Raw genomic sequence first — 22,835 nt, 5'->3', positions numbered from 1 at the left:
TCATAACAAAAACAACGAGGACGTTTATGACCGCCCAGATCCTGCTTCATCCTTCGCTTGCGCCGCTCGACGGTGGCATCAATTTCCGCGACTTCGGTGGCAACGGCGTGGCCGACGGGCGCCGCATCAAACGCGGCCTGCTGTTCCGCTCCGGTTCTCTCGAACGGCTGACGGAAAGCGACTGCACTTTCCTCGCTGGAGTGCCGGTACGTTCCGTGCTGGACTACCGCGATGCCGACGAGGTGCAAGCCAAACCGGATATTCTGTGGAATGGCGCCGACTATCACCACGTGCCGGCTAACCCGCTGAGCAGCGAAGTTAACGCCAACCTGGAAAAGCTCACCAACGAAACGCTGGCCGCTTTCGACGCCCGGGCGTTCATGCTGGAGCTGTATCGCCGCCTGCCGTTCGGCAATGCGGCCTATCAGCGGCTGGCGCAGCTGTTGAGCAACCCTGGCGGCGGCGCGATCGTGCAGCACTGCGCGGTCGGCAAGGATCGCACTGGCGTCGGTTCGGCGCTGGTGCTGTTCGCGCTGGGCGCCGACGAAGCGACGGTGCTGGAAGACTATCTGCTGACTGAAACCACGCTGGCCACTTTCCGCGAGCAGATGCTGGATCAGCTGTCTATCAAGCTGAATGCGGCGGCGCTGGAGCAATTCGCCTACGTGCTCAGCGCGCGCGAGGAGTTCCTGATGACGGCGCTGGGCTGCATCCGCCAGCAATACGGCTCCACTGACCGCTGGCTGGAAGCGGAATACGGCCTGGGCGCGGCCCAGCGCGAAGCGCTGCAGGCGTTTTACCTCGAGTAAATTACCGCGTGTTTAGCCGGGGTTTAACTCGCCCCGGCTTATCCTAGGCGGCGAATCATCGCGTATCAGGAGCCCTGCATTGAGCCTCAATGACGTTATCAACTGGGTCAGCGACGTCGTGCGTCAGCACGAAGGCTGGGCCATTCCCATCATCTTCTTCCTGGCGTTCGGTGAGTCGCTGGCGTTTTTGTCGCTGCTGCTGCCGGCCACGGTGATCCTGCTGGCGCTGGGCGCGCTGATCGGCGAAAGCGGCATCGCCTTTTGGCCGATTTGGGCCGCCGCCGCCGCCGGGGCGTTTTTCGGCGACTGGCTCTCTTACTGGATCGGCTATCACTATCAGGATCGCGTGGCCCATATGTGGCCGCTGTCGCGCAATCCGCAGCTGCTGGCGCGCGGCCATGCCTTCTTTGAGCGCTGGGGCGTGCTGGGCATTTTCATCGGCCGCTTTTTCGGCCCGCTGCGCGCCGTGGTGCCGCTGGTGGGCGGCATTTGCGGCATGCCGCAGCGCTATTTCCAACTGGCCAACGTCACGTCGGCGATGATCTGGGCGTTCGGCATTCTGGCGCCGGGGGCATTCGGCATCAAGTGGCTCAGCCAGTGGCTGGGCTGATTTCTCGCTAAATTGCGTAGCGCCGCGCAATATTGTGCGCGGCGGGCAAAATCAGGCTGGACATCCATACAGCCTCCCCTTAACGTGACGGGCAATGGGCGTGCGAAACGCCGGAACGGCAAGGTGCAACAGGAGGCAGGGTGGATACCAGTCTGATTTATGGGATTGGCGGCGTCGCGATCGGCATGCTGTTGGGGTGGCTGATCGCCAGTCTGCGGGTGCAGCAGACGAATGCGCAACATGAAACCGAACTGCGGTTGCTGGAGCAAGCGTTGCAGCAGGCGCAGCAGGAAACGGCCGTGCGGCAGGATACCCTGCAGCGTCATGAGCAGCAGTTGCGCCAGAGCGAGCTGGAGCTGCGCAACCTGCACAGCCAGCTGGCAGCCGGACATGAGAAGCTGCAACAGCTCAACCATTGGCGCAACGAATGCGAACTGCTCAATCAGGAGCTGCGCGCCCAGCGCGAGGTTAACAGCGCGCAGGAGGCCGAGCTGCGCGAAGTCACCATCCGTCTGGAAGAGACGCGTATGGCGGCGGAGGAGAAGCAACGCCTGCTGATCAACAGCGAACAGCGCCTCACCACCCAGTTTGAAAATCTCGCCAATCGCATTTTTGAACACAGCGGCCGCAAGGTGGACGAGCAAAATAAGCAAAGCTTGGATCGTTTACTGCTGCCGCTGCGCGAACAGCTGGACGGTTTCCGCCGCCAGGTTCAGGACAGCTTTGGCCAGGAGGCGCGGGAGCGCCACACGCTGACGCACGAGATACGCAATCTGCAGCAGTTGAACGCGCAGATGGCGCGCGAGGCGATCAACCTCACCAAGGCGCTGAAAGGCGACAACAAAACGCAGGGCAACTGGGGCGAGGTGGTGCTGAGCCGGGTGCTGGAAGCCTCTGGCCTGCGCGAAGGGCATGAGTATGAAACGCAGGTCAACGTGCGGGTGGATCACCAGAGCCGCATGCAGCCCGATGTGATCGTACGCCTGCCGCAGGGCAAGGATGTGGTGATCGACGCCAAGATGTCGCTGATCGCCTACGAGCGCTATTTCAACGGCGAGGATGAGGCGGAGCGCGAGGCGGCGCTGAGCGAACATATCGCCTCGCTGCGCGGTCACATTCGCATGCTGGGCCGCAAGGACTATCAGCAACTGCCGGGGCTGCGCTCGCTGGACTATGTGCTGATGTTCATTCCGGTCGAGCCCGCCTTCCTGCTGGCTATCGATCGCGAGCCGGAGTTGATCAGCGAAGCGCTCAAGCACAACATCATGCTGGTCAGCCCGACCACGCTGCTGGTGGCGCTGCGTACCATCACCAACCTGTGGCGTTATGAGCATCAGAGCCAAAATGCCCAGCGCATCGCCGATCGCGCGGCGAAACTGTATGACAAGATGCGGCTGTTCGTGGACGATATGTCCGCGCTGGGGCAGAGCCTGGACAAGGCGCAGGGCAGTTATCGTCAGGCGATGAACAAACTGAGCGAGGGCCGTGGTAATCTTATCGGCCAAATTGAAGGTTTCCGCGCGCTGGGGGTTGAGGTCAAACGGCCGATCAACCCGCTGCTGGCGCAGCAAGCCGGCGCGCAACACGATGACGCGGAAGAGGCGAACGACGATGATGTCGCCGCGCTGCCGCAGACGAAAGACGATGACGATACCGCCGGGGAGCCGGGCTTCGTTTCGCACGGCTGAGGCCGTGGCGAGGTGGGGTATTCCCCAGGCTTCTGGTACACTCATCAACACAAAATTGACTGAATAGCAGGCAGGACAATGGCAGATCAACCGCAGGAAACCACCGATTTCGGTTTTCGCACCGTCGCTAGAGACGAAAAACAGGCCATGGTGGCGGACGTTTTTCATTCGGTAGCGGCAAAGTATGACGTGATGAACGACCTGATGTCGTTCGGCATCCACCGTATCTGGAAGCGTTTCACCATTGACTGCAGCGGCGTGCGCCGTGGGCAGCGCGTGCTGGATCTGGCCGGCGGTACCGGCGACCTGGCGGCCAAGTTCTCCCGCATGGTCGGCGAGCAGGGGCAGGTGGTGCTGGCGGACATCAACGATTCGATGCTGAAGATGGGGCGCGAGAAGCTGCGCGATCGCGGCATCGTCGGCAATATCAATTACGTGCAGGCCAACGCCGAGGCGTTGCCGTTCCCAGATAACTACTTCGATTGCATCACCATTTCCTTTGGCCTGCGGAACGTGACCGACAAAGACAAAGCGCTGCGCTCGATGTTCCGCGTGCTGAAGCCGGGCGGGCGCCTGTTGGTGCTGGAATTCTCCAAGCCGCTGCTGGCTCCGCTGAGCAAGGCTTATGATGCCTACTCCTTCCACGTGTTGCCGAAGATCGGCGAGCTGGTGGTGAAAGATCCGGACAGTTACCGTTACCTGGCGGAATCGATCCGTATGCACCCCGATCAGGAAACCCTGAAAGGCATGATGGGCAACGCCGGTTTTGAAAACGTCACCTATTTCAACCTGACCGGTGGGATTGTCGCCCTGCATCGCGGCTTCAAGTTCTGAGAGGGAGATGCCGATGCTGTTTACCCCTCTGCTGACCGGTGCGCTGGAAACCTCGCTGAATAACCTGCTGTTTCGCGATCGCAGCATGAAAGCCGCTCGCCAACGCCTGGCGGGCAAGGTGCTGCGCATCGAACTGGAAGAGTTGGCTTCACCGCTGGTGCTGGTGTTCAGCGAACTGCGTGTGGACGTGCTGGGGCAGTCTGAAGACAGTGCCGATTGCACCGTGCGCAGCCGCATTCCCGCCTTACTGAAGCTGCGCGATCGCCAGCAGTTGCCAGTGCTGATGCGCAGCGGCGAATTGACGGTGGAAGGCGATATTCAGGTGGTGCAACAGCTGGTTGGCCTGCTCGATCTGGCGGAATGGGATCCGGCGGAATGGCTGGCACCTTATATCGGCGATATCGCCGCTCAGGGCATTACGCAGGCGCTGGGCAAAGGCGCTTCGTTACTCAAGGCCGGATTGATGCGTCGGCAGCAAGACATGGCTGAGGCGCTGACTGAAGAGTGGCGTCTGGCGCCGGGGCCGCTGGAAGTGGTGTGGTTCAATGAAGAAGTGGATGCGCTCGCCCGCGGCGCGGAAGCGCTGATTGCCCGCATGGATAAGTTGGAGGGCAAGCGATGACCCCAGGCGAACTGCGTCGTTTGTATTTTATCGTCCGCGTTTTTCTCAGCTATGGGCTGGACGAGCTGATCCCGACAATGCGTTTGACGCTGCCGCTGCGCTTCGGCCGCCGGCTGCTGTTCTGGATGCCTAATCGGCACAAGGACAAACCGCTGGGCGAACGTCTGCGGCTGGCGCTGCAGGAATTGGGGCCGGTCTGGATCAAATTCGGCCAGATGATGTCGACCCGCCGCGATCTGTTCCCGCCGCACATTGCCGATCAGCTGACGCTGCTGCAGGATCGGGTGGCGCCTTTCGACGGTGCGCTGGCGCGCAAGCATATCGAGCTGGCGATGGGCGGCCCGCTGGAAGCCTGGTTCGACGACTTCGATCAGCAACCGCTGGCCTCTGCCTCGATCGCGCAGGTGCATACCGCGCGGTTGAAAACCACCGGCCAGGAAGTGGTGCTGAAGGTGATCCGACCGGATATCGGGCCGATTATCAAAGCCGATGTGCGCTTGATGTACCGGCTGGCCGGTTGGGTGCCGAAGCTGTTGCCGGACGGCCGCCGCCTGCGTCCGCGCGAAGTGGTACGCGAGTACGAGAAAACCCTGCTGGACGAATTGAATCTGCTGCGTGAAGCGGCCAACGCCATTCAGCTGCGTCGCAATTTCGACGGCAGCCCGATGCTGTACGTGCCTGAAGTCTACTCCGACTACTGCCGCGAAAGCGTGTTGGTGATGGAGCGTATCTACGGCATTCCGGTCTCGGACATCGCCACGCTGGAGCAGCAGGGCACCAACATGAAACTGTTGGCGGAACGTGGCGTTCAGGTGTTCTTTACCCAGGTCTTCCGCGACAGCTTCTTCCATGCGGACATGCATCCCGGTAATATTTTCGTCAGCTACGAACATCCGGAAGATCCCTGCTACATCGGCATCGACTGCGGCATCGTGGGTTCGTTGAACAAGGATGACAAACGCTATCTGGCGGAAAACTTCATCGCCTTCTTCAACCGCGATTACCGCAAGGTGGCGGAACTGCACGTCGACTCCGGTTGGGTGCCGCGTGACACCAACGTGGAAGATTTCGAATTTGCTATCCGCACCGTGTGCGAACCGATTTTCGAGAAGCCGCTGGCGGAGATTTCCTTCGGCAACGTGCTGCTGAATCTGTTTAACACCGCGCGCCGCTTCAATATGGAAGTGCAGCCACAGCTGGTGTTATTGCAGAAGACCTTGCTGTATGTTGAAGGACTGGGACGTCAGCTCTACCCGCAGCTGGATCTGTGGACCACCGCCAAGCCGTTCCTCGAGAGCTGGCTGCGCGATCAGGTCGGCATTCCCGCCGTGGTGCGTGCGTTGAAAGAGAAAGCGCCGTTCTGGGCGGAGAAACTGCCCGAACTGCCCGAGCTGTTTTACGACAGCCTGCAGCAGCATAAACTGTTGCAACAAAGCGTTGATAAGCTGACCAACCAGATGCAGGCTCAGCGGGTTCGTCAGGGGCAGTCACGTTATTTGTTCGGCGTTGGCGCTACACTGTTGGTAAGCGGCACGCTGTTGCTGCTGGGGCAAATCGAGGTGTTTCCCGCCTGGATGATGGCCGCCGGCATCGTATGCTGGGTGATTGGCTGGAAGCGAACCACCTGATTTAATTCGTTACTCTGGTAAAGTCGGCTCTATAATGCGGGCTGGCTTTAAAAGACCCTTTAAAATTAGAGGTAATTAAAATGGGCGGTATTAGTATTACGCAATTGTTGATCATCGCAGTGATCGTGGTGCTGCTGTTCGGTACCAAAAAACTGCGCACGCTGGGCTCCGATCTCGGCGCCTCGATCAAGGGCTTCAAAAAAGCGATCGGTGACGATACGCCGTCGACCCCCAATACGGCTGAAAAAAGCAGCCTGGATGATGCTGACTTCTCGGCCAAGCCTATTACCGATAAGCAGCCGGAAGTGAAACCGGAAGAGTCGAAGAACAAAGAGCAGGTATAAACCGTGTTTGACATTGGGTTTAGTGAGCTGCTGCTGGTGCTGGTGATCGGCCTGGTTGTTCTGGGGCCGGAACGCTTGCCGGTTGCGGTCAGAACGGTATCGGGCTGGATCCGCGCGCTGCGCTCGCTGGCGGCCTCGGTGCAGCACGAACTGTCTCAGGAGCTGAAGCTGCAGGAGCTGCAGGACAGCCTGAAAAAAGCCGAACAGGCCGGCCTGCAGAACCTGACGCCGGAGTTGAAGGCGTCGATGGATGAGCTGAAAGACGCGACGGAATCTTTGAAACGCACCTACCGGGGCGAGAAAGAAGAGCTGGCGAACACCATTCATAACCCGCAGGCCATCGATCCGGAAGCTTTGCACGACGGCGTGACGCCGGCGGAAGCGGCAACCAGCGCCAGCGCGCCCGCCGCGGTGCCTAAACCGGCAGTGGAACCTGAAGCCGTCGTGGCGGCGCAACCGGCTAAAGCGCCGGTGGAAACCGTGCCTGCTCCTGTCGAACCTGTTGCGGATAAAACCCCAGCGTCTCACCAACCTAGTGGCGATCGTTAATACATGGCTGTTGAAGATACCCAACCCCTTATCAGTCACCTGATAGAGCTGCGCAAGCGGCTGCTTAACTCGATTATTTGCGTGCTGGCGGTGTTCGTGGTGCTGGTGTTTTTCGCCAACGACATCTACCAGCTGGTCTCTGCGCCGCTGCTCAAGCAGCTGCCGGCCGGGGCGAGCATGATCGCTACCGACGTGGCGTCGCCGTTCTTTACGCCGATCAAGCTGACCATGATCGTCTCGGTGTTCGTCTCTGCGCCGATGATCCTGTATCAGGTGTGGGCATTCATCGCGCCGGCGCTGTACAAGCATGAACGCCGCCTGATGATGCCGCTGCTGGTGTCCAGCAGCCTGTTGTTCTACCTCGGCATGGCTTTCGCCTACTTCATTGTGTTCCCGCTGGCCTTCGGTTTCTTCGCCAAGACCGCGCCAATGGGGGTGACCATTGCGACCGATATCAAAAACTACCTCGATTTCGTCATGGCGCTGTTTATGGCGTTTGGCGTCGCTTTCGAAGTGCCGGTCGCCATCATTCTGCTGTGCTGGAGTGGCGTCACCTCACCGGAAGATCTGAAGAAGAAACGGCCGTATGTGTTGGTTGGCGCGTTTGTGGTCGGCATGTTGTTGACGCCGCCGGACGTGTTTTCGCAAACCCTGTTGGCGATACCGATGTATCTGCTGTTTGAAGTGGGGGTGTTCTTCGCTCGCTTCTATACCGGAAAACGTCGTCCACAGGCGGAAGAAGAAAACGAGGGTGACGAACCCCCAGCCCCCTGATCCATCTTGATTGCGAAGCCGCCCATTGGGCGGCTTTTGCTTTGGAAAAAACCATGTTTGATATCGGCGTTAACCTCACCAGCAGCCAATTCGCCAAAGACCGCGAGACCGTGGTGGAGCGTGCCCGCGCGGCGGGCGTTACCGGGATGTTGATTACCGGCACCGATCTGCCTGAGAGCCGCGAGGCCGCCAAACTGGCGCAGCAGCATGCGGGCTATTGCTGGTCCACCGCCGGTGTGCATCCGCATAACGCCAGCAGCTGGGATGAACACAGCGCCGAGCAGATTTATGCCCTGGCCGCCGGCCCAGAAGTGGTGGCGATCGGTGAATGCGGTCTGGATTTCAACCGCAACTTCTCGACGCCGGAGCAGCAGGAAGCGGCGTTCATTGCGCAACTGGCGCTGGCGGCGGAGTTGGCATTGCCGGTGTTTCTTCATTGCCGCGACGCACACGCACGTTTTGCCGAGCTACTGACGCCGTGGTTGGATAAACTGCCCGCGGCCGTGGTGCACTGCTTCACCGGCACCGCCGAAGAATTAGCAAGCTGCCTGTCGCTAGGCCTGTCGATCGGGATTACCGGTTGGGTCTGCGACGAGCGGCGCGGCCTGGAGTTGCGTGCCCTGTTGCCGCAGATCCCGGCCGAGCGTCTACTGCTGGAAACGGACGCCCCTTATCTGTTGCCCCGGGATTTACAGCCTAAACCCGCATCTCGCCGCAACGAACCCTGTTTCCTGCCCCATATCGTGCATCAGGTCGCCGTCTGGCGACAGGAAGAGCCGCAATGGCTGGGGCAAAAAACCGATGAGAACGCCCGCCGGCTATTCCGGCTGGTTTGAGCTAGGAGAAAACTATGAGCTATGCATTTCCGGGTACCTTCCCTGGTCGTCGTATGCGCCGCGTGCGCCGTCATGACTTCAGCCGCCGCCTGGTCGCCGAGAACCAACTGACGGTCAATGACCTGATTTATCCGGTGTTTGTCATGGAAGGCAGTAACCGCCAGGAAGAAGTGGCCTCGATGCCGGGCGTATCGCGCATGACGATCGATCTGCTGATTAAGGAAGCGGAAACCATCGCCAAACTCGGCGTGCCGGTAATCTCCCTGTTCCCGGTGATCGAACCGGGTCTGAAATCGCTGCATGCGGAAGAAGCCTATAACCCAGAAGGGCTGGTACAGCGCACGGTGCGCGCGCTGAAAGACGCGGTGCCTGAGCTGGGCATTCTGACCGACGTCGCGCTCGATCCCTACACCACCCACGGGCAGGACGGAGTGATCGATGAGCAGGGCTACGTGATTAACGACGTGACCAAAGACATTCTGGTGCGTCAGGCGCTGTCTCATGCCGAAGCAGGCGCAGAAATCGTGGCGCCGAGCGACATGATGGACGGCCGTATCGGGGCGATCCGCGATCGTCTGGAACTGCAGGGTTTGGTGAATACCCAGATTATGGCCTACTCCGCCAAGTATGCTTCCTGCTACTACGGTCCGTTCCGCGATGCGCTGGGTTCCAGCGGCAACCTGAAGGGCGGCAACAAAAAAACCTATCAGATGGATCCGGCCAACAGTGACGAAGCGCTGCAGGAGATTGCGCAGGATCTGCAGGAAGGTGCGGACATGGTGATGGTGAAACCGGGCATGCCTTACCTGGACGTGGTGCGCCGCGTGAAGGATACCTTCGGTGTGCCGACTTTCGCTTATCAAGTGTCCGGCGAGTACGCCATGCACATGGCGGCGATTCAGAACGGCTGGCTGCAGGAGCAACCTGCGGTGATGGAGTCGTTGATGTGCTTCAAACGCGCCGGCGCCGACGGCGTGCTGACCTACTTCGCCAAGCGTGTCGCCCAGTGGCTGCACGACGACGCGATGCGCCGCTAAGCGGAACATGAGCCAACAAAAAGGCGCCTGAGGGCGCCTTTTGCATTACATCTTCTGGAACTGTCGGTTGTCGATGCTTTGACTGACCTGCTTGTTGATCAGGTTCAGCAACAACATGGAACGCGCCTCGCCGTCCGGCTCGGTGTAGATCGCCTGCAGCCCTTCGAACACGCCGTCGACGATCAGAACAGTATCCCCCGGCTGTGGGGTTTCCGGATCGACATAGGTTTCGCAGGCGTGCGTGCGCAGCTCATCGATCACCTTGTTCGGGATGACGCTCGGCAACGCACCGAAACGCACGAAGTGGCTGACGCCGCGGGTGGCGCTGATGGTGGTGGTGTGAATGCGCTCCGGGTCGAACTCCACAAACAGATAGTTGGGAAACAGGGGTTCGCTGACCGCGATGCGCTTACCACGCACGATCTTTTCCAGCGTGATGATCGGGCTGAGGCAGTTTACCTGCTGCCGCTCCAGATGTTCCTGCGCTCGCAACAGCTGACCGCGTTTGCAATAAAGTAGATACCAGGATTCCATAGTTTCACATGCCTTTCTGCCAGCCGGTAAGCATATCAAAAGCTATTCCGGATACATAGTGATGCAAGTTTCAGCGTGTAACATCACCTATCTCTATGAATCTGCGGCTATTAGCGAGGGGTCACACACTTATCGATACGGCGCTGGTATAACAGAGGGCTAAAAATTTGTTACCGTCACAGTATGGCAAGGCGTTGCGCTACCGGCTGTGACGCTATTCATCGTTTTCGACCGAGGGAGAAATAAATGGAGCTGTTTCTGTTGAGCAACGGCAAGCTGTCTGGTGAAGCCGAGCTGCTGGGGTACGCTAAAAGCCAACTGCTGGCGATGATTGCGCGTCGTGGCATCAAATCCGCCGTCTTTATCCCTTACGCCCTGATCCGTTACGACTACGACCAGCGTGCGCAGGAACTGGCGCAAACGCTGGGCATCGAAGTCACCAGCATCCACCACGCCGCTTCACCGGCGGCGGCGATCGCGCAGGCGGAATGCATTTTGGTCAGCGGCGGCAATACCTGGTTGCTGAACCAAATGCTGCATGAGCAAGGCCTGATCGTGCCTATCCAGCGCGCGGTGCGCGAGCGTGAAGTGCCTTACGTCGGCTGGAGCGCCGGTTGCAATGTGGCCACGCCGAGCATTCGCACCACCAATGACATGCCGGTGCGCTGCAGCGTGGTGCTGTCGGCGCTGGGGCTGTTCCCGGTACAGATCAACCCGCATTACATCGACGCGCACATCAGCGGCCACATGGGCGAAACCCGTGACGAGCGCCTGGCGGAGTTCTGCGCGATCAACCCGAGCGAATCGGTGGTGGCGCTGCGGGAAGGCAGCCTGCTGCATGTTGAAGGCAATGCGCTGCGTTACTTCGGCGCTAATGGGCAGGGCTTCAAGGTGTTCCGCCATGGCGAGGAGACGCGCGAATATCAGGATACGCGCGCGCTGGCTGCGCTGGTGCCGTTCAACTGCGGCTGAGAGCCACCCGGCAGCGGGCGGCGTTAACAAAATTGCAGCAACAACCGTGAAGAGGGCTTATAATGCCCTCCCCACAGGCCGTTATAATGATCAGCATGAAATACCGTGACTTACGCGATTTCCTCTCGTTGCTGGAGAAGAGAGGGGAACTAAAACGCATCAGCCAGCCGATCGATCCTTACCTGGAAATGACGGAGATTGCCGATCGCACCCTGCGGGCAGGCGGCCCGGCATTGCTGTTTGAAAACCCGAAAGGGTACGACATGCCGGTGCTGTGCAACCTGTTCGGCACCGCCAATCGCGTGGCGATGGGCATGGGGCAGGAAGACATCAGCGCGCTGCGCGAAGTCGGCAAACTGCTGGCGTTTCTCAAAGAACCGGAGCCACCGAAAGGCTTCCGCGATCTGTTCGACAAAATGCCGAAGTTCAAGCAGGTGCTGAACATGCCGACCAAGGTGCTGGGGTCCGCGCCTTGTCAGGAGCAGGTATGGCAGGGTGAGGATGTCGATCTGGGCCGTATTCCAGTGATGCACTGCTGGCCGGAAGACGCCGCGCCGCTGATCACCTGGGGGCTGACGGTGACCCGTGGCCCGCATAAGGAACGGCAAAACCTCGGCATCTATCGTCAGCAGGTGCTGGGCAAGAATAAAGTGATCATGCGCTGGCTGTCGCATCGCGGCGGCGCGCTGGATTATCAGGAGTGGTGCCAGGCGCACCCCGGCGAGCGTTTCCCGGTTGCGGTGGCGCTGGGCGCCGATCCCGCCACTATCCTCGGTGCGGTCACGCCGGTGCCGGATACCCTGTCTGAATATGCCTTTGCCGGGCTGCTGCGCGGCAATAAAACCGAAGTGGTCAAGTGTCTTTCCAACGATCTGGAAGTGCCAGCCAGCGCCGAAATCGTGCTGGAAGGCTATATCGAGCCGGGTGAAATGGCGCCGGAAGGCCCCTACGGCGACCACACCGGTTACTACAATGAAATCGACCAGTTCCCGGTGTTCACCGTCACCCACATCACCCAGCGCCGCAACGCCATCTACCACTCGACCTATACCGGCCGCCCGCCGGATGAGCCGGCGATCCTGGGCGTGGCGCTGAATGAAGTGTTCGTGCCGATCCTGCAAAAACAGTTCCCGGAAATCGTCGATTTCTATCTGCCACCGGAAGGGTGCTCGTACCGCCTGGCGGTAGTGACCATGAAAAAACAGTACGCCGGCCATGCGAAACGCGTGATGATGGGCGTCTGGTCGTTCCTGCGGCAGTTTATGTACACCAAATTTGTTATCGTCTGCGATGACGACGTCAATGCGCGCGACTGGAACGACGTAATTTGGGCGATCACCACACGAATGGATCCGGCAAGGGATACCGTTCTGGTGGAGAATACGCCGATCGACTATCTGGACTTCGCCTCGCCGGTTTCCGGTCTGGGTTCGAAGATGGGGCTGGACGCCACCAATAAATGGCCGGGTGAAACCGATCGCGAATGGGGCCGTCCGATTCAGATGGATGAAAAGGTACGTGCGCGCGTCGACGAAATCTGGGATGAGCTCGCAATCTTCAGTGACAGGGAACCGACGCTGTAGCGTCAGGCCCTGTTCTCAGCTTTGCATTGATGACCCGACAGAGGGAACGCATGACAATATTGAGCTGTAAAGTGACCTCGGTAGAGGCCATTACCGATACGGTTTATCGGGTACGTCTGGTGCCCGAGCAGCCGTTTTCTTTCAAGGCAGGGCAATATCTGATGGTGGTGATGGACGAGCGCGACAAGCGCCCGTTCTCGCTGGCATCAACCCCGACGCAGCAAGAGTACATCGAGCTGCATATCGGTGCTTCGGAGCTGAATCTGTACGCCATGGCGGTGATGGATCGCATCCTGAAAGAGCAGGCGATCACCGTTGACGTGCCGCATGGCGACGCCTGGCTGCGGGAAGAGGGCAGCCGTCCGCTGGTGCTGATCGCCGGCGGCACCGGTTTCTCTTACGCGCGTTCAATCTTGTTGACCGCGCTGGAGCAGCAGCCCGATCGCGACATTTCCATCTACTGGGGCGGGCGTGAGCTGAAGCACCTGTACGATTTGAGCGAGCTGGAAGCGCTGTCGTTGCAGCATCCGAATCTGAAGGTGATCCCGGTGGTCGAGCAGCCGGAAGCCGAATGGCGCGGCCGCAGCGGCACCGTGCTCAGCGCGGTGCTGCAGGATTTCGGTACGCTGGCGGAGCACGACATCTACATCGCCGGGCGTTTCGAGATGGCGAAAATTGCCCGTGAGCGTTTCTGCGCCGAACGCGGCGCGCAGGAAGCGCATATGTTTGGCGACGCGTTTTCGTTTATCTGACCGAGGCGATGCGCAGTGAATGGGGTGGCCGAGGGTCGCCCCGTTTTTATTTGGGCGTCGGCAAATTTCAGGTATAAAAAACCCGCCCCTGACAGGCGGGAAGAACGGCAACTAAACTTGGCGGGATGCCGCGATTTGAAGTGGTGACGCGGTCATCCCAAGATAGACACAGCTAAACGCGTTCAAACACGGTGGCGATGCCCTGGCCCAGGCCGATGCACATGGTCGCCAGGCCGAACTGTGCGTCGCGACGTTCCATGTTGTTCAACAGGGTGGTCGAGATGCGGGAGCCTGAACAGCCCAGCGGGTGGCCGAGCGCGATGGCGCCGCCGTTCAGGTTAATCTTGTCGTCGATACTGTCCATCAGCCCCAGATCTTTGATGCACGGCAGCGACTGGGCGGCGAACGCTTCGTTCAGTTCGAACAGATCGATGTCCTGCACGCTCAGACCGGCGCGTTTCAGCGCCAGCTTGCTGGCCGGCACCGGGCCGTAGCCCATGATGGAAGGATCGCAGCCGACGACCGCCATCGAGCGAATGCGGGCGCGGGCCTTCAAACCGAGCGCTTTGGCGCGCGACTCGCTCATCAGCAGCATGGCGGAAGCGCCGTCCGACAGGGCGGAAGAACTGCCAGCGGTGACGGTGCCGTTGACCGGATCGAACGCCGGACGCAGGGCCGACAGGCTTTCGACGGTGGTTTCCGGGCGAATGACTTCATCGAAATCGTAACGGGTCAGCACGCCGTCGGCGTCGTGGCCGTTGGTCGGAATGATCTCGTTTTTGAAGTAACCCGCCAGCGTCGCTGCATGTGCGCGCTGGTGGGAGCGGGCAGCAAACTCATCCTGCATCTGGCGGCTGATGTTGTGCATCTTGGCCAGCATTTCGGCGGTCAGCCCCATCATCCCGGCGGCTTTTGCCACGCTGCGGCTCAGCCCCGGATGGAAATCCACGCCGTGGTTCATCGGCACATGGCCCATGTGTTCCACGCCGCCGATCAGGCTGACGTGTGCGTCGCCAACCATGATGGCGCGCGCCGCGTCGTGCAATGCCTGCATCGAAGAGCCGCACAGGCGGTTAACGGTCACCGCCGGCACGCGGTGCGGGATTTCGGCCAGCAGTGCGGCGTTGCGGGCGATGTTGAAGCCTTGCTCCAGCGTCTGCTGCACGCAGCCCCAGTAAATGTCATCGATCTCGGCGGCGTCCAGCGCCGGGTTACGGCTCAACACTTCACGCATCAGGTGAGCGGAGAGATCTTCGGCGCGCACCTGGCGGAAGGCGCCGCCCTTGGAGCGGCCCATCGGCGTGCGTACGGCATCAACAATAACTACGTTTTCCATCTTTATGACCTCATGCCGGTTGGCGGGTAGCGACGTCGGACAGCGGTGTCGCCACCGGGTAGTAGCTTTCATTGCGCTCGGCCTTGGCGCGCAGACCGGCCGGCACCTGATACAGGGCGCCGAGGTGTGCGTAACGCTGGGCCAGCTCAACGTAGTTGGCGGTGCCGAGCGTATCCAGGTAGCGGAATGCGCCGCCATGGAACGGAGGGAAGCCGATGCCGTACACCAGTGCCATATCGGCTTCCGCCGGGCTGGCGACGATCTTCTCTTCCAGGCAACGCACCACTTCGTTGATCATCGGGATCATCATGCGCGCAACGATCTCTTCGTCGCTGATGGTCTGGCGCGGTTGGCTCACTTCGGCCAGCAGCGCATCGGTCTGCTCGTCGTTGTCCTTGCGCGGCTTACCTTTGTTGTCCTGGCTGTAGCGGTAGAAGCCCAGCTGGTTTTTCTGACCGAAGCGCTGGTTGTCGAACATCACGTCAATGGCATCGCGATAGTCTTTGCTCATGCGCTCCGGGAAGCCGGCCGCCATTACCGCCTGCGCGTGGTGTGCGGTGTCGATGCCCACCACGTCGAGCAGGTAGGCCGGGCCCATCGGCCAACCGAACTGTTTTTCCATCACTTTATCGATCTGACGGAAGTCGGCGCCGTCGCGCAGCAGCAGGCTGAAACCGGCGAAATACGGGAACAGCACGCGGTTGACGAAGAAGCCCGGGCAGTCGTTCACCACGATCGGCGTTTTGCCCATGCGGCTGGCGTAGGCCACCACTTTGGCAATGGTCTCGTCGCTGGTTTGTTCGCCGCGGATGATTTCAACCAGCGGCATGCGGTGTACCGGGTTAAAGAAGTGCATGCCGCAGAAGTTTTGCGGGCGCTTCAACGATTTTGCCAGGTGATTAATCGGAATGGTCGAGGTGTTCGACGCCAGAACGGTCTCTTCGCCGATCAGGTTTTCCACTTCCGACAGTACGGCGGCTTTGACCTTCGGGTTCTCCACGACCGCTTCGACGATCACCTGCGCGCGCTCGATGCCGGCGTAGTCCAACGTTGGTTGAATGGTCGACAGCACCTGCGCCATTTTCAGGCCATCCAGTTTGCCGCGTTCCAGCTGCTTATTGAGCAGCTTGGCCGCTTCGTTCATGCCCAGCGTCAGCGATTTGTCGCTGATGTCCTTCATGATCACCGGCACGCCTTTCAGCGCCGATTGGTAGGCGATGCCACCGCCCATGATGCCGGCACCCAGCACCGCCGCCTGTTTCGGCGCGTCCACATTCTTGGCCAGCTTTTTCGCCTGGCCTTTCACGAACTGATCGTTAAGGAAGATGCCGACCAGCGCACGCGCTTCGTTGGATCGTGCCAACGGCACGAAGCTGGCGGTTTCCAGTTTCAGTGCCTCATCGCGGCCCAGCTTGGCGGCGGCTTCAATGGTTTTCACCGCGGTCATCGGTGCCGGGTAATGTTTACCGGCGGTCTGCAGCACCATGCCTTTGGCGGTGGTGAAGCTCATTGCCGCTTCGATCGGGCTGAGCTTCAGCGGCTCCAGCTTAGGTTGACGTGCGGCGCGCCAGTCCAGCTTGCCGTCGATCGCCTGTTGCAGCATTTTCAGCGCCGCTTCGGCCAGTTTTTCCGGTGCTACCACCGCATCCACCAGGCCGACTTTCAACGCGTCTTTGGCGCTGACGTCTTTGCCGGCGGCGATGATTTCCAGCGCGCTGTCGTTACCCAGCAGGCGTGGCAGGCGGACGGAACCGCCGAAGCCCGGCATGATGCCCAATTTGGTTTCCGGCAGGCCGATGCGCGCGTCCGGTGAGGCGACGCGGAAATCGGTCGCCAGAATGCATTCGCAACCGCCGCCGAGTGCATAGCCGTTAATGGCCGAAATGGTCGGTACCGGCAAATCTTCCAGCCGGTTAAAGACGTTGTTGGCGAATACCAGCCACTCGTGCAGCTTTTCAGCCGGTGCGGCGAACAGAGAAAGGAATTCGGTGATATCGGCGCCGACGATAAACGCGGCTTTGGAGGAGCGCAGCAGCAACCCCTTGAGCTCAGGCTGGTTTTCCAGCACGGTGAGCGCTTCACCCAGGCTGGCGACGGTACGGGTGTCCAGCTTGTTGACCGAGCCTGATGCGTTGAACACCAGCTCGGCGATGCCGTTATCGAGCCAGTGCAGTTGTAATGTTTCGCCTTGGTAGAGCATGTCTATCTCCTGAATCAGCGTATGATCTGGTATGACCAGATGAAGAGGAGTGTGGTTTTTATGTTAAAAATATGCAAATGAGAGATTGCATATTTGCTGGTCGGATCACATGTCGCCAAGTTAGTTTTTTGATTTGAAACGAAGTTATATTTTATGTGCTATCGGCATTTGCTGGAGTGTGTCGGCACTCATACACTTGCTCGCAGCGAATGAACATTCAGACGAGGTTACGCATGACTAAGGCGGCTTGTGTTAAACGCAGCGGCTTGTGGAGCATTCCCGCCAGAACCATGGCGCTGGCGTGTCTGTTGGTGTTTATGGCGCAAATGGCGACGACCGTGTATTTGCCTTCGCTGCCAACGGTGATGCGGGAGCTGGCGATGAGCCGGCGTGCCACCGAGCTGTCCATTTCAATCTTCGTCATCGGCGCCGCCTTGCCGGTGCTGTTTTGGGGCGCGGCCGCCGATCGCTTTGGCCGCCGCGCGCCCCTGACGCTGTCTTTGTTTCTTTTCATTGGCTGCAGCGGGCTGTTGGCGCTGTGCAGCAACGGCGCCCAATTGCTGACGCTGCGTGCGCTGCAGGGCGTGGGTGCCGGCGGTGCGGCGATCATCGCGCGTATCATCGTGCGGGATAACTGGAGCGGTGACGAGCTGGCGCGACGGCTGTCGGTGCTCTCCATCGCTTTTATCACCGCGCTGGGCGGCGGCCAGTTCGTCGGCGGCCTGCTCAGCCAATATTCACACTGGCAGATGGGCTTCGTCTTGATGGGCGCCACCGGTTTGGCCATTCTGGCGCTGATGGCGACGCTGCCGCTGGAGGCAGGGCGCGCTCGTGGGCCACGTCCGGCGATGGCGGCCACCTACTTCGCCATCCTGCGGCGGCCGGGATTTTTTTGGCCGGCCTGCGTCGGTGGGCTGGGTTTTGCCACCACGGTGACACTGCAGGAAGTGAGTCCGTTCGTCATGCAGCAGGGGTTTGGTCTCAACGTCACGGCGTTCGGCGCCCTGGGGCTGGTGATCGGCGTCGCCTACTTCAGCGGGGCGCTGACGGTGAACCGTACGGTGGCGCGTCTCGGCGGGAAAAAACTGATGCAGGCCGGCAGCGGCATCGTGGCGCTGGCGACGGCGGCGATCCTGCTGCTGTGGTGGAGCGGCGTCCTGGCCGGCCTTTCCGGTATGGCGCTGTTCATTGCGCTGTATTGCCTGACCATTTTTGGCCAGGCGGTGCTGTTTCCCAACAGCATGGCGATGGCGGTCAGCGATGCCAAAGAGTACGGTGCCTATGCGATGGCGCTGTGCGGCTTTCTGCAGCAGTGTCTGGCGGGCGTCGCCGCGGCCGGTGCGGTGTTGTTGGAACACCATGGCCTGTGGGCGCTGGCGATAGCGCTGCTCGGTTTGGGCGGCTGGTTAATGGTTAAGCTGCGGATGTAACGGCATTTGCAGGGAATTGCGAGCTGCTCCGCATGCCCAACGCGATGAGGTTGGAGCGTCGGAGCGCTGTGTTAAGATGACTTCTTTCGTGCTAAGGCATAAGGGTACTGTGATGGAAACGCTGGCTTCTTTGTATAACGACCACCTGGCAGAGCTGCAAAAACGCGCGCGCGAAGTGCTGGAGCGCAACAAGTTGGATGCGCTGCTGATTCACTCCGGGGAACTGCAAAAGGTATTTTTGGACGACCATAGCTATCCGTTCAAAGTGAACGCGCATTTCAAAGCCTGGGTGCCGGTGACGTCGGTGCCGAACTGCTGGTTGTGGATAGATGGCGTCAACAAGCCGAAGCTGTGGTTCTACTCCCCGGTTGACTACTGGCACAGCGTAGAGCCGCTGCCGGACAGTTTCTGGACCAAATCCCTTGAATTGATGCCGCTGGCCAACGCCGACGCCATCGCCCAGCAGCTTCCGCCGCAGCGCGAGCGTGTCGGCTATATCGGTTATGCCCAACAGCGCGCCCGCGATCTCGGCATCCCTTCGGAAAACATCAACCCGAAAGCGGTGCTGAACTACCTGGATTTCCACCGTTCGATTAAAACCGGCTATGAGCTGGCCTGCATGCGCGAAGCGCAGAAGACGGCGGTAACCGGCCATCGTGCCGCGCATGAGGCCTTCCTCTCCGGCATGAGCGAATTCGACATCAATCTGGCCTACCTGACGGCGACCGGCCACCGCGATACCGATGTGCCTTACGACAACATCGTGGCGTTGAACGAGCACGCTTCGGTGCTGCACTACACCAAGCTGGATCATCAGCCGCCGGCCGAGTCCCTGAGTTTTCTGATCGACGCCGGGGCGGAATATAACGGCTACGCCGCCGATCTGACGCGTACCTATGCGGCGCAAAGCGGCAGCGAGTTCGCTCATCTGGTGAAAGATCTCAATAGTGAACAGCTGGCGCTGATCGACACCATTAAAACCGGCGTGCGCTATACCGACTACCATGTGCAGATGCACCAGCGCATCGCCAAGTTGCTCAAGAATCACAAACTGGTGAATGGCCTCAGCGAAGAGGTGATGGTTGAAACGGGCATCACCACGCCGTTCCTGCCGCACGGGCTGGGGCACCCGCTGGGCCTGCAGGTGCACGACGCCGCAGGCTTTATGCAGGACGAGCAAGGCACCCATCTGGCGGCGCCGTCCAAGTATCCGTTCCTGCGTTGTACCCGCGTGTTGCAGCCGGGCATGGTGTTGACCATCGAGCCGGGTCTGTACTTCATCGAATCTCTGTTGGCGCCGTGGCGCAGCGGTGAGTTCAAGCAGCACTTCGCCTGGGATCGCATCGATGCGCTGAAACCGTATGGCGGTATTCGCATCGAAGACAATATCGTGATCCATGAAAAGCGTATCGAGAACATGACGCGCGATCTGAACCTGGCCTGATGCGGTCGTACCCGATACCGGCGGAAGCAACCCGCTTTACCGAAGAAATAAAGAAGAGCCGTTTTATCACCCTGCTGGCGCCAACCAGCGGGGTAGAAGCGGCAAAGGCGTTTATTCAGCAAGTGCGGGATGAGCACCCGGCGGCGCGGCACCATTGTTGGGCCTTCGTCGCCGGTAGCCCCGATGACTCACAGCAGCTGGGGTTCTCCGACGATGGAGAACCGTCGGGCACCGCTGGCAAACCGATCCTCGCGCAGCTGATGGGCAGCGGTATCGGCGAAGTGACCGCCGTGGTCGTTCGTTACTATGGCGGCGTCAAGTTGGGCACCGGCGGGCTGGTGAAAGCCTATGGCAACGGTGTTCAACAGGCGTTGAAGCAGCTGGTGTTGGTAGAAAAGGTGCCGGAAGCCGAATATATCTTGCAGTGCGACTATGCGCAGTTGGCGCTGGTGGAGAACTTGCTGCAGCAAACCGCAGGTCGGATCCTGCAGGGCGAGTACGGTGCCGCCGTCGTGCTGCATCTGGCGTTGCCGGCCACCGAGGTCGAGCTGTTTGGGAATAAATTGCGTGATCTCAGTCGCGGTAATTTGCAATTAACCCCCATTTCGCAATAATTCCTCCCAATTGAATTGCTAAGGATCGTGCTGAAATGCATTTTCGCGCCATAACCCGTATCGTTGGTCTGCTGGTCATCCTGTTCTCCGGGACGATGTTTATTCCCGGCCTGGTGGCATTGATTTATCGCGATGGGGCGGGGCGCGCGTTCAGCCAAACGTTCTTCGTGGCGCTGACCATCGGGCTGATGCTGTGGTGGCCGAACCGCAAGCAAAAACACGAGCTGAAGCCGCGTGAAGGCTTCCTGATCGTCGTGCTGTTCTGGACCGTGCTGGGCAGCGTGGGGGCATTGCCGTTCCTGTTTTCGGAACGGCCCAATTTGTCGCTGACCGACGCCTTCTTTGAATCCTTCTCGGGATTGACGACCACCGGTGCGACGACGCTGGTGGGGTTGGACTCGCTGCCGAAGGCTATTCTTTTCTATCGCCAAATGCTGCAATGGATGGGCGGCATGGGGATCATCGTGTTGGCGGTGGCGATACTGCCGATACTCGGCGTCGGCGGCATGCAGCTGTATCGGGCGGAAATGCCCGGGCCGCTGAAAGATAACAAGATGCGTCCACGCATCGCCGAAACCGCCAAAACCCTGTGGCTAATCTATGTATTGCTGACCGTCGCCTGTGCGCTGGCGCTCTGGGGGGCTGGGATGTCGGTGTTCGATGCCATCGGCCACAGTTTCTCGACCATCGCCATCGGCGGTTTTTCTACCCACGACGCCAGTATCGGTTATTACGCCAGCCCGACCATCAACACCATCATCGCCGTGTTCCTGCTGATTTCCGGCTGTAACTACGGCCTGCACTTCGCTTTGCTGAGCGGCCGCAGCCTGAAGGTGTATGGGCGCGATCCTGAATTCCGCATGTTTATCTTCGTTCAGTTGACGCTGGTGGTGGTGTGTACGTTGGTGCTCTGGGGACATGGCGTCTATAAGAGCGGTATGGAAACGCTCAATCAGGCGTTCTTCCAGGTGGTATCGATGGCGACTACGGCCGGTTTCACGACCGACAGCATCGCCAAGTGGCCGCTGTTCCTGCCGATGTTGTTGCTGTGCTCGGCGTTCATCGGCGGTTGCGCCGGCTCGACCGGCGGCGGCCTGAAGGTGATCCGTATCCTGCTTCTGTACCTGCAAGGCTCGCGTGAGTTGAAAAGGCTGGTGCACCCCAACGCGGTCTATACCATCAAATTGGGCAACCGCGCGCTGCCGGAACGCATTCTGGAGGCGGTGTGGGGATTCTTCTCTGCCTATGCGCTGGTGTTTATCGTCAGCATGCTGGCGATCATTGCCACCGGCGTTGACGACTTTTCCGCGTTCGCCGCAGTGACGGCAACGCTCAATAACCTTGGCCCCGGCCTGGGCGTAGTGGCGGATAACTTCACCACGATGCCGGCGGCGGCCAAGTGGGTCCTGGTGGTGACGATGCTGTTCGGGCGCCTGGAAGTATTTACATTGCTGGTGCTGTTCACGCCAACCTTCTGGCGTGAGTAAGCCTGATATAAGGAGTACGCCATGAAGGCATTGATACTTTATTCGAGCCGTGACGGGCAAACACGTGCTATCGCTTCTTATATAGCAAGCAAGTTGCAGGACACGCTGCGTTGTGAGGTGATCGATCTGCTGCAGGCAGAACAGGTCGATCTTAACCAGTATCAGCAGGTGATGATCGGCGCTTCTATCCGTTATGGGCACTTTAACTCGGCGCTGGATAAATTCGTCAAGCGTCATGCTGAGCAGTTGAATCGGATGCCGAGCGCATTCTTTGCCGTCAACCTGACCGCGCGCAAACCGGAAAAGCGTTCGCCACAAACCAACGCCTATACCCGCAAGTTCCTGTTGGCTTCGCCGTGGCAGCCAAAACAGTGCGCGGTGTTTGCCGGCGCATTGCGTTATCCGCGCTATCGCTGGTTCGATCGCATCATGATTCAATTCATTATGCGTATGGCGGGCGGTGAAACGGATACCAGTAAGGAAGTGGAGTACACAGATTGGCAACAGGTCGACCGCTTTGCCCAGGAATTTAGCCAGATCCAGTACGAAAAGTGACAAAAACGCGGGTTTGGCCAGCGTTTTGCCGAAAAAATCCGCGCTTGAAAAGTTTTTTGCATTTAGGGGTTGCGGCCCGCCGAGAACTCCCTATAATGCGCCTCCACTGACCGGGAACAACGACTGACAAGCCGCCGGGTCAGCGAGAGAAAAGCGAAATAAACGCTTGACTCTCCGGGTGAAAAGCGTAATATACG

The 22,835-nt window shown here is 59.6% G+C and carries 22 protein-coding genes; 19 read left to right on the top strand and 3 right to left on the bottom strand.

The features are described 5' to 3' along the window. The first annotated feature begins 26 nt into the window (after positions 1-26). From ACJ8IL_RS16685 to hemB, 11 genes are all read left to right on the top strand, one after another. On the top strand, positions 27-809 hold the full coding sequence (locus ACJ8IL_RS16685; protein ID WP_025304916.1) for a tyrosine-protein phosphatase: 783 nt from the start codon (positions 27-29) through the stop codon (positions 807-809). A gap of 79 nt (positions 810-888) precedes the next feature. Then, positions 889-1,419: a DedA family protein gene (locus ACJ8IL_RS16680; protein ID WP_004934438.1), complete on the top strand. Its 531-nt coding sequence runs from the start codon at positions 889-891 to the stop codon at positions 1,417-1,419. Positions 1,420-1,559: 140 nt separating this feature from the next. Next, positions 1,560-3,107: a DNA recombination protein RmuC gene (rmuC, locus tag ACJ8IL_RS16675; RefSeq protein WP_049209369.1), complete on the top strand. Its 1,548-nt coding sequence runs from the start codon at positions 1,560-1,562 to the stop codon at positions 3,105-3,107. A 78-nt stretch (positions 3,108-3,185) separates the two neighbouring features. Next, positions 3,186-3,941 (top strand): bifunctional demethylmenaquinone methyltransferase/2-methoxy-6-polyprenyl-1,4-benzoquinol methylase UbiE, encoded by a 756-nt coding sequence (gene ubiE / locus ACJ8IL_RS16670; protein WP_025304918.1) that lies wholly within the window; start codon positions 3,186-3,188, stop codon positions 3,939-3,941. 13 nt (positions 3,942-3,954) lie between these two features. After that, positions 3,955-4,563, top strand: a complete 609-nt coding sequence (gene ubiJ / locus ACJ8IL_RS16665) for a ubiquinone biosynthesis protein UbiJ (protein WP_025304919.1) — start codon at positions 3,955-3,957, stop codon at positions 4,561-4,563. Then, entirely contained in the window at positions 4,560-6,191 is a 1,632-nt protein-coding gene (gene ubiB / locus ACJ8IL_RS16660) for a ubiquinone biosynthesis regulatory protein kinase UbiB (RefSeq protein WP_025304920.1), read from the top strand. The genes ubiJ and ubiB overlap by 4 nt, the downstream gene beginning before the upstream one ends. A gap of 80 nt (positions 6,192-6,271) precedes the next feature. Continuing rightward, positions 6,272-6,535 (top strand): Sec-independent protein translocase subunit TatA, encoded by a 264-nt coding sequence (gene tatA / locus ACJ8IL_RS16655; RefSeq protein WP_004934452.1) that lies wholly within the window; start codon positions 6,272-6,274, stop codon positions 6,533-6,535. A gap of 3 nt (positions 6,536-6,538) precedes the next feature. Further along, positions 6,539-7,084 carry a Sec-independent protein translocase protein TatB gene (gene tatB, locus ACJ8IL_RS16650; RefSeq protein ID WP_025304921.1) on the top strand — a complete coding sequence of 182 codons (546 nt, stop codon included), beginning with the start codon at positions 6,539-6,541 and terminating at the stop codon, positions 7,082-7,084. A 3-nt stretch (positions 7,085-7,087) separates the two neighbouring features. After that, a complete protein-coding gene (gene tatC / locus ACJ8IL_RS16645) occupies positions 7,088-7,858 on the top strand; it encodes a Sec-independent protein translocase subunit TatC (protein ID WP_442516682.1) in 771 nt (256 codons plus the stop codon). Between the two features lie 53 nt (positions 7,859-7,911). After that, a complete protein-coding gene (gene tatD, locus ACJ8IL_RS16640; protein WP_060434942.1) occupies positions 7,912-8,694 on the top strand; it encodes a 3'-5' ssDNA/RNA exonuclease TatD in 783 nt (260 codons plus the stop codon). A 14-nt stretch (positions 8,695-8,708) separates the two neighbouring features. Then, the gene (gene hemB, locus ACJ8IL_RS16635) at positions 8,709-9,731 is read left to right on the top strand and encodes a porphobilinogen synthase (RefSeq protein WP_025304923.1); all 1,023 of its coding nucleotides are present in this window, start codon (positions 8,709-8,711) and stop codon (positions 9,729-9,731) included. 45 nt (positions 9,732-9,776) lie between these two features. On the opposite strand, the gene rfaH is transcribed toward hemB, so the two are convergent. Continuing rightward, positions 9,777-10,265 (bottom strand): transcription/translation regulatory transformer protein RfaH, encoded by a 489-nt coding sequence (rfaH, locus tag ACJ8IL_RS16630; protein ID WP_442516681.1) that lies wholly within the window; start codon positions 10,263-10,265, stop codon positions 9,777-9,779. A gap of 246 nt (positions 10,266-10,511) precedes the next feature. Between rfaH and pepE the strand changes: the two genes are divergently transcribed. The 3 genes from pepE (at position 10,512) to fre (ending at position 13,572) form a co-directional block, all read left to right on the top strand. After that, on the top strand, positions 10,512-11,237 hold the full coding sequence (gene pepE / locus ACJ8IL_RS16625; protein ID WP_442516680.1) for a dipeptidase PepE: 726 nt from the start codon (positions 10,512-10,514) through the stop codon (positions 11,235-11,237). An 86-nt stretch (positions 11,238-11,323) separates the two neighbouring features. Next, positions 11,324-12,820, top strand: coding sequence for a 4-hydroxy-3-polyprenylbenzoate decarboxylase (gene ubiD, locus ACJ8IL_RS16620; protein WP_025304926.1), 1,497 nt, complete (start codon positions 11,324-11,326; stop codon positions 12,818-12,820). A 50-nt stretch (positions 12,821-12,870) separates the two neighbouring features. Continuing rightward, positions 12,871-13,572 (top strand): NAD(P)H-flavin reductase, encoded by a 702-nt coding sequence (gene fre, locus ACJ8IL_RS16615; RefSeq protein ID WP_025304927.1) that lies wholly within the window; start codon positions 12,871-12,873, stop codon positions 13,570-13,572. A gap of 172 nt (positions 13,573-13,744) precedes the next feature. Here the strand turns inward: fre and fadA are convergent, their stop codons facing one another. Together fadA and fadB are read right to left on the bottom strand one after the other, a co-directional pair. Next, positions 13,745-14,908 (bottom strand): acetyl-CoA C-acyltransferase FadA, encoded by a 1,164-nt coding sequence (fadA, locus tag ACJ8IL_RS16610; RefSeq protein ID WP_025304928.1) that lies wholly within the window; start codon positions 14,906-14,908, stop codon positions 13,745-13,747. A gap of 10 nt (positions 14,909-14,918) precedes the next feature. Continuing rightward, positions 14,919-17,108, bottom strand: coding sequence for a fatty acid oxidation complex subunit alpha FadB (gene fadB, locus ACJ8IL_RS16605; protein ID WP_049203622.1), 2,190 nt, complete (start codon positions 17,106-17,108; stop codon positions 14,919-14,921). Positions 17,109-17,341: 233 nt separating this feature from the next. Between fadB and ACJ8IL_RS16600 the strand changes: the two genes are divergently transcribed. From ACJ8IL_RS16600 to hemG, 5 genes are all read left to right on the top strand, one after another. Further along, the gene (locus ACJ8IL_RS16600; protein ID WP_043137482.1) at positions 17,342-18,538 is read left to right on the top strand and encodes an MFS transporter; all 1,197 of its coding nucleotides are present in this window, start codon (positions 17,342-17,344) and stop codon (positions 18,536-18,538) included. Between the two features lie 112 nt (positions 18,539-18,650). Continuing rightward, the gene (gene pepQ / locus ACJ8IL_RS16595) at positions 18,651-19,982 is read left to right on the top strand and encodes a Xaa-Pro dipeptidase (RefSeq protein ID WP_164100134.1); all 1,332 of its coding nucleotides are present in this window, start codon (positions 18,651-18,653) and stop codon (positions 19,980-19,982) included. After that, entirely contained in the window at positions 19,982-20,596 is a 615-nt protein-coding gene (locus ACJ8IL_RS16590) for an IMPACT family protein (protein WP_442516679.1), read from the top strand. Before pepQ ends, ACJ8IL_RS16590 begins: the two co-directional genes overlap by 1 nt. Before the next feature lie 35 nt (positions 20,597-20,631). After that, a complete protein-coding gene (gene trkH / locus ACJ8IL_RS16585) occupies positions 20,632-22,083 on the top strand; it encodes a Trk system potassium transporter TrkH (RefSeq protein WP_025304932.1) in 1,452 nt (483 codons plus the stop codon). Between the two features lie 21 nt (positions 22,084-22,104). Beyond that, positions 22,105-22,638: a menaquinone-dependent protoporphyrinogen IX dehydrogenase gene (gene hemG / locus ACJ8IL_RS16580; protein ID WP_442516678.1), complete on the top strand. Its 534-nt coding sequence runs from the start codon at positions 22,105-22,107 to the stop codon at positions 22,636-22,638. Positions 22,639-22,835 lie beyond the last annotated feature (197 nt).

The organism is Serratia sp. CY47444, assembly GCF_052168635.1.
GTDB classification, from domain to species: domain Bacteria; phylum Pseudomonadota; class Gammaproteobacteria; order Enterobacterales; family Enterobacteriaceae; genus Serratia; species Serratia bockelmannii.
Note: the sequence above shows the minus strand (reverse complement) of the source record. Positions and strands in the feature narration are given on the sequence as shown.

Coding starts and splice junctions, on each gene's coding strand:
- ACJ8IL_RS16685 (WP_025304916.1), top strand. CDS start 27: ATGACCGCCCAGATCCTGCTTCATCCTTCGCTTGCGCCGCTCGACGGT.
- ubiE (WP_025304918.1), top strand. CDS start 3,186: ATGGCAGATCAACCGCAGGAAACCACCGATTTCGGTTTTCGCACCGTC.
- ubiJ (WP_025304919.1), top strand. CDS start 3,955: ATGCTGTTTACCCCTCTGCTGACCGGTGCGCTGGAAACCTCGCTGAAT.
- ubiB (WP_025304920.1), top strand. CDS start 4,560: ATGACCCCAGGCGAACTGCGTCGTTTGTATTTTATCGTCCGCGTTTTT.
- tatA (WP_004934452.1), top strand. CDS start 6,272: ATGGGCGGTATTAGTATTACGCAATTGTTGATCATCGCAGTGATCGTG.
- tatC (WP_442516682.1), top strand. CDS start 7,088: ATGGCTGTTGAAGATACCCAACCCCTTATCAGTCACCTGATAGAGCTG.
- tatD (WP_060434942.1), top strand. CDS start 7,912: ATGTTTGATATCGGCGTTAACCTCACCAGCAGCCAATTCGCCAAAGAC.
- hemB (WP_025304923.1), top strand. CDS start 8,709: ATGAGCTATGCATTTCCGGGTACCTTCCCTGGTCGTCGTATGCGCCGC.
- rfaH (WP_442516681.1), bottom strand. CDS start 10,265: ATGGAATCCTGGTATCTACTTTATTGCAAACGCGGTCAGCTGTTGCGA.
- pepE (WP_442516680.1), top strand. CDS start 10,512: ATGGAGCTGTTTCTGTTGAGCAACGGCAAGCTGTCTGGTGAAGCCGAG.
- ubiD (WP_025304926.1), top strand. CDS start 11,324: ATGATCAGCATGAAATACCGTGACTTACGCGATTTCCTCTCGTTGCTG.
- fre (WP_025304927.1), top strand. CDS start 12,871: ATGACAATATTGAGCTGTAAAGTGACCTCGGTAGAGGCCATTACCGAT.
- fadA (WP_025304928.1), bottom strand. CDS start 14,908: ATGGAAAACGTAGTTATTGTTGATGCCGTACGCACGCCGATGGGCCGC.
- fadB (WP_049203622.1), bottom strand. CDS start 17,108: ATGCTCTACCAAGGCGAAACATTACAACTGCACTGGCTCGATAACGGC.
- ACJ8IL_RS16600 (WP_043137482.1), top strand. CDS start 17,342: ATGACTAAGGCGGCTTGTGTTAAACGCAGCGGCTTGTGGAGCATTCCC.
- pepQ (WP_164100134.1), top strand. CDS start 18,651: ATGGAAACGCTGGCTTCTTTGTATAACGACCACCTGGCAGAGCTGCAA.
- ACJ8IL_RS16590 (WP_442516679.1), top strand. CDS start 19,982: ATGCGGTCGTACCCGATACCGGCGGAAGCAACCCGCTTTACCGAAGAA.
- trkH (WP_025304932.1), top strand. CDS start 20,632: ATGCATTTTCGCGCCATAACCCGTATCGTTGGTCTGCTGGTCATCCTG.
- hemG (WP_442516678.1), top strand. CDS start 22,105: ATGAAGGCATTGATACTTTATTCGAGCCGTGACGGGCAAACACGTGCT.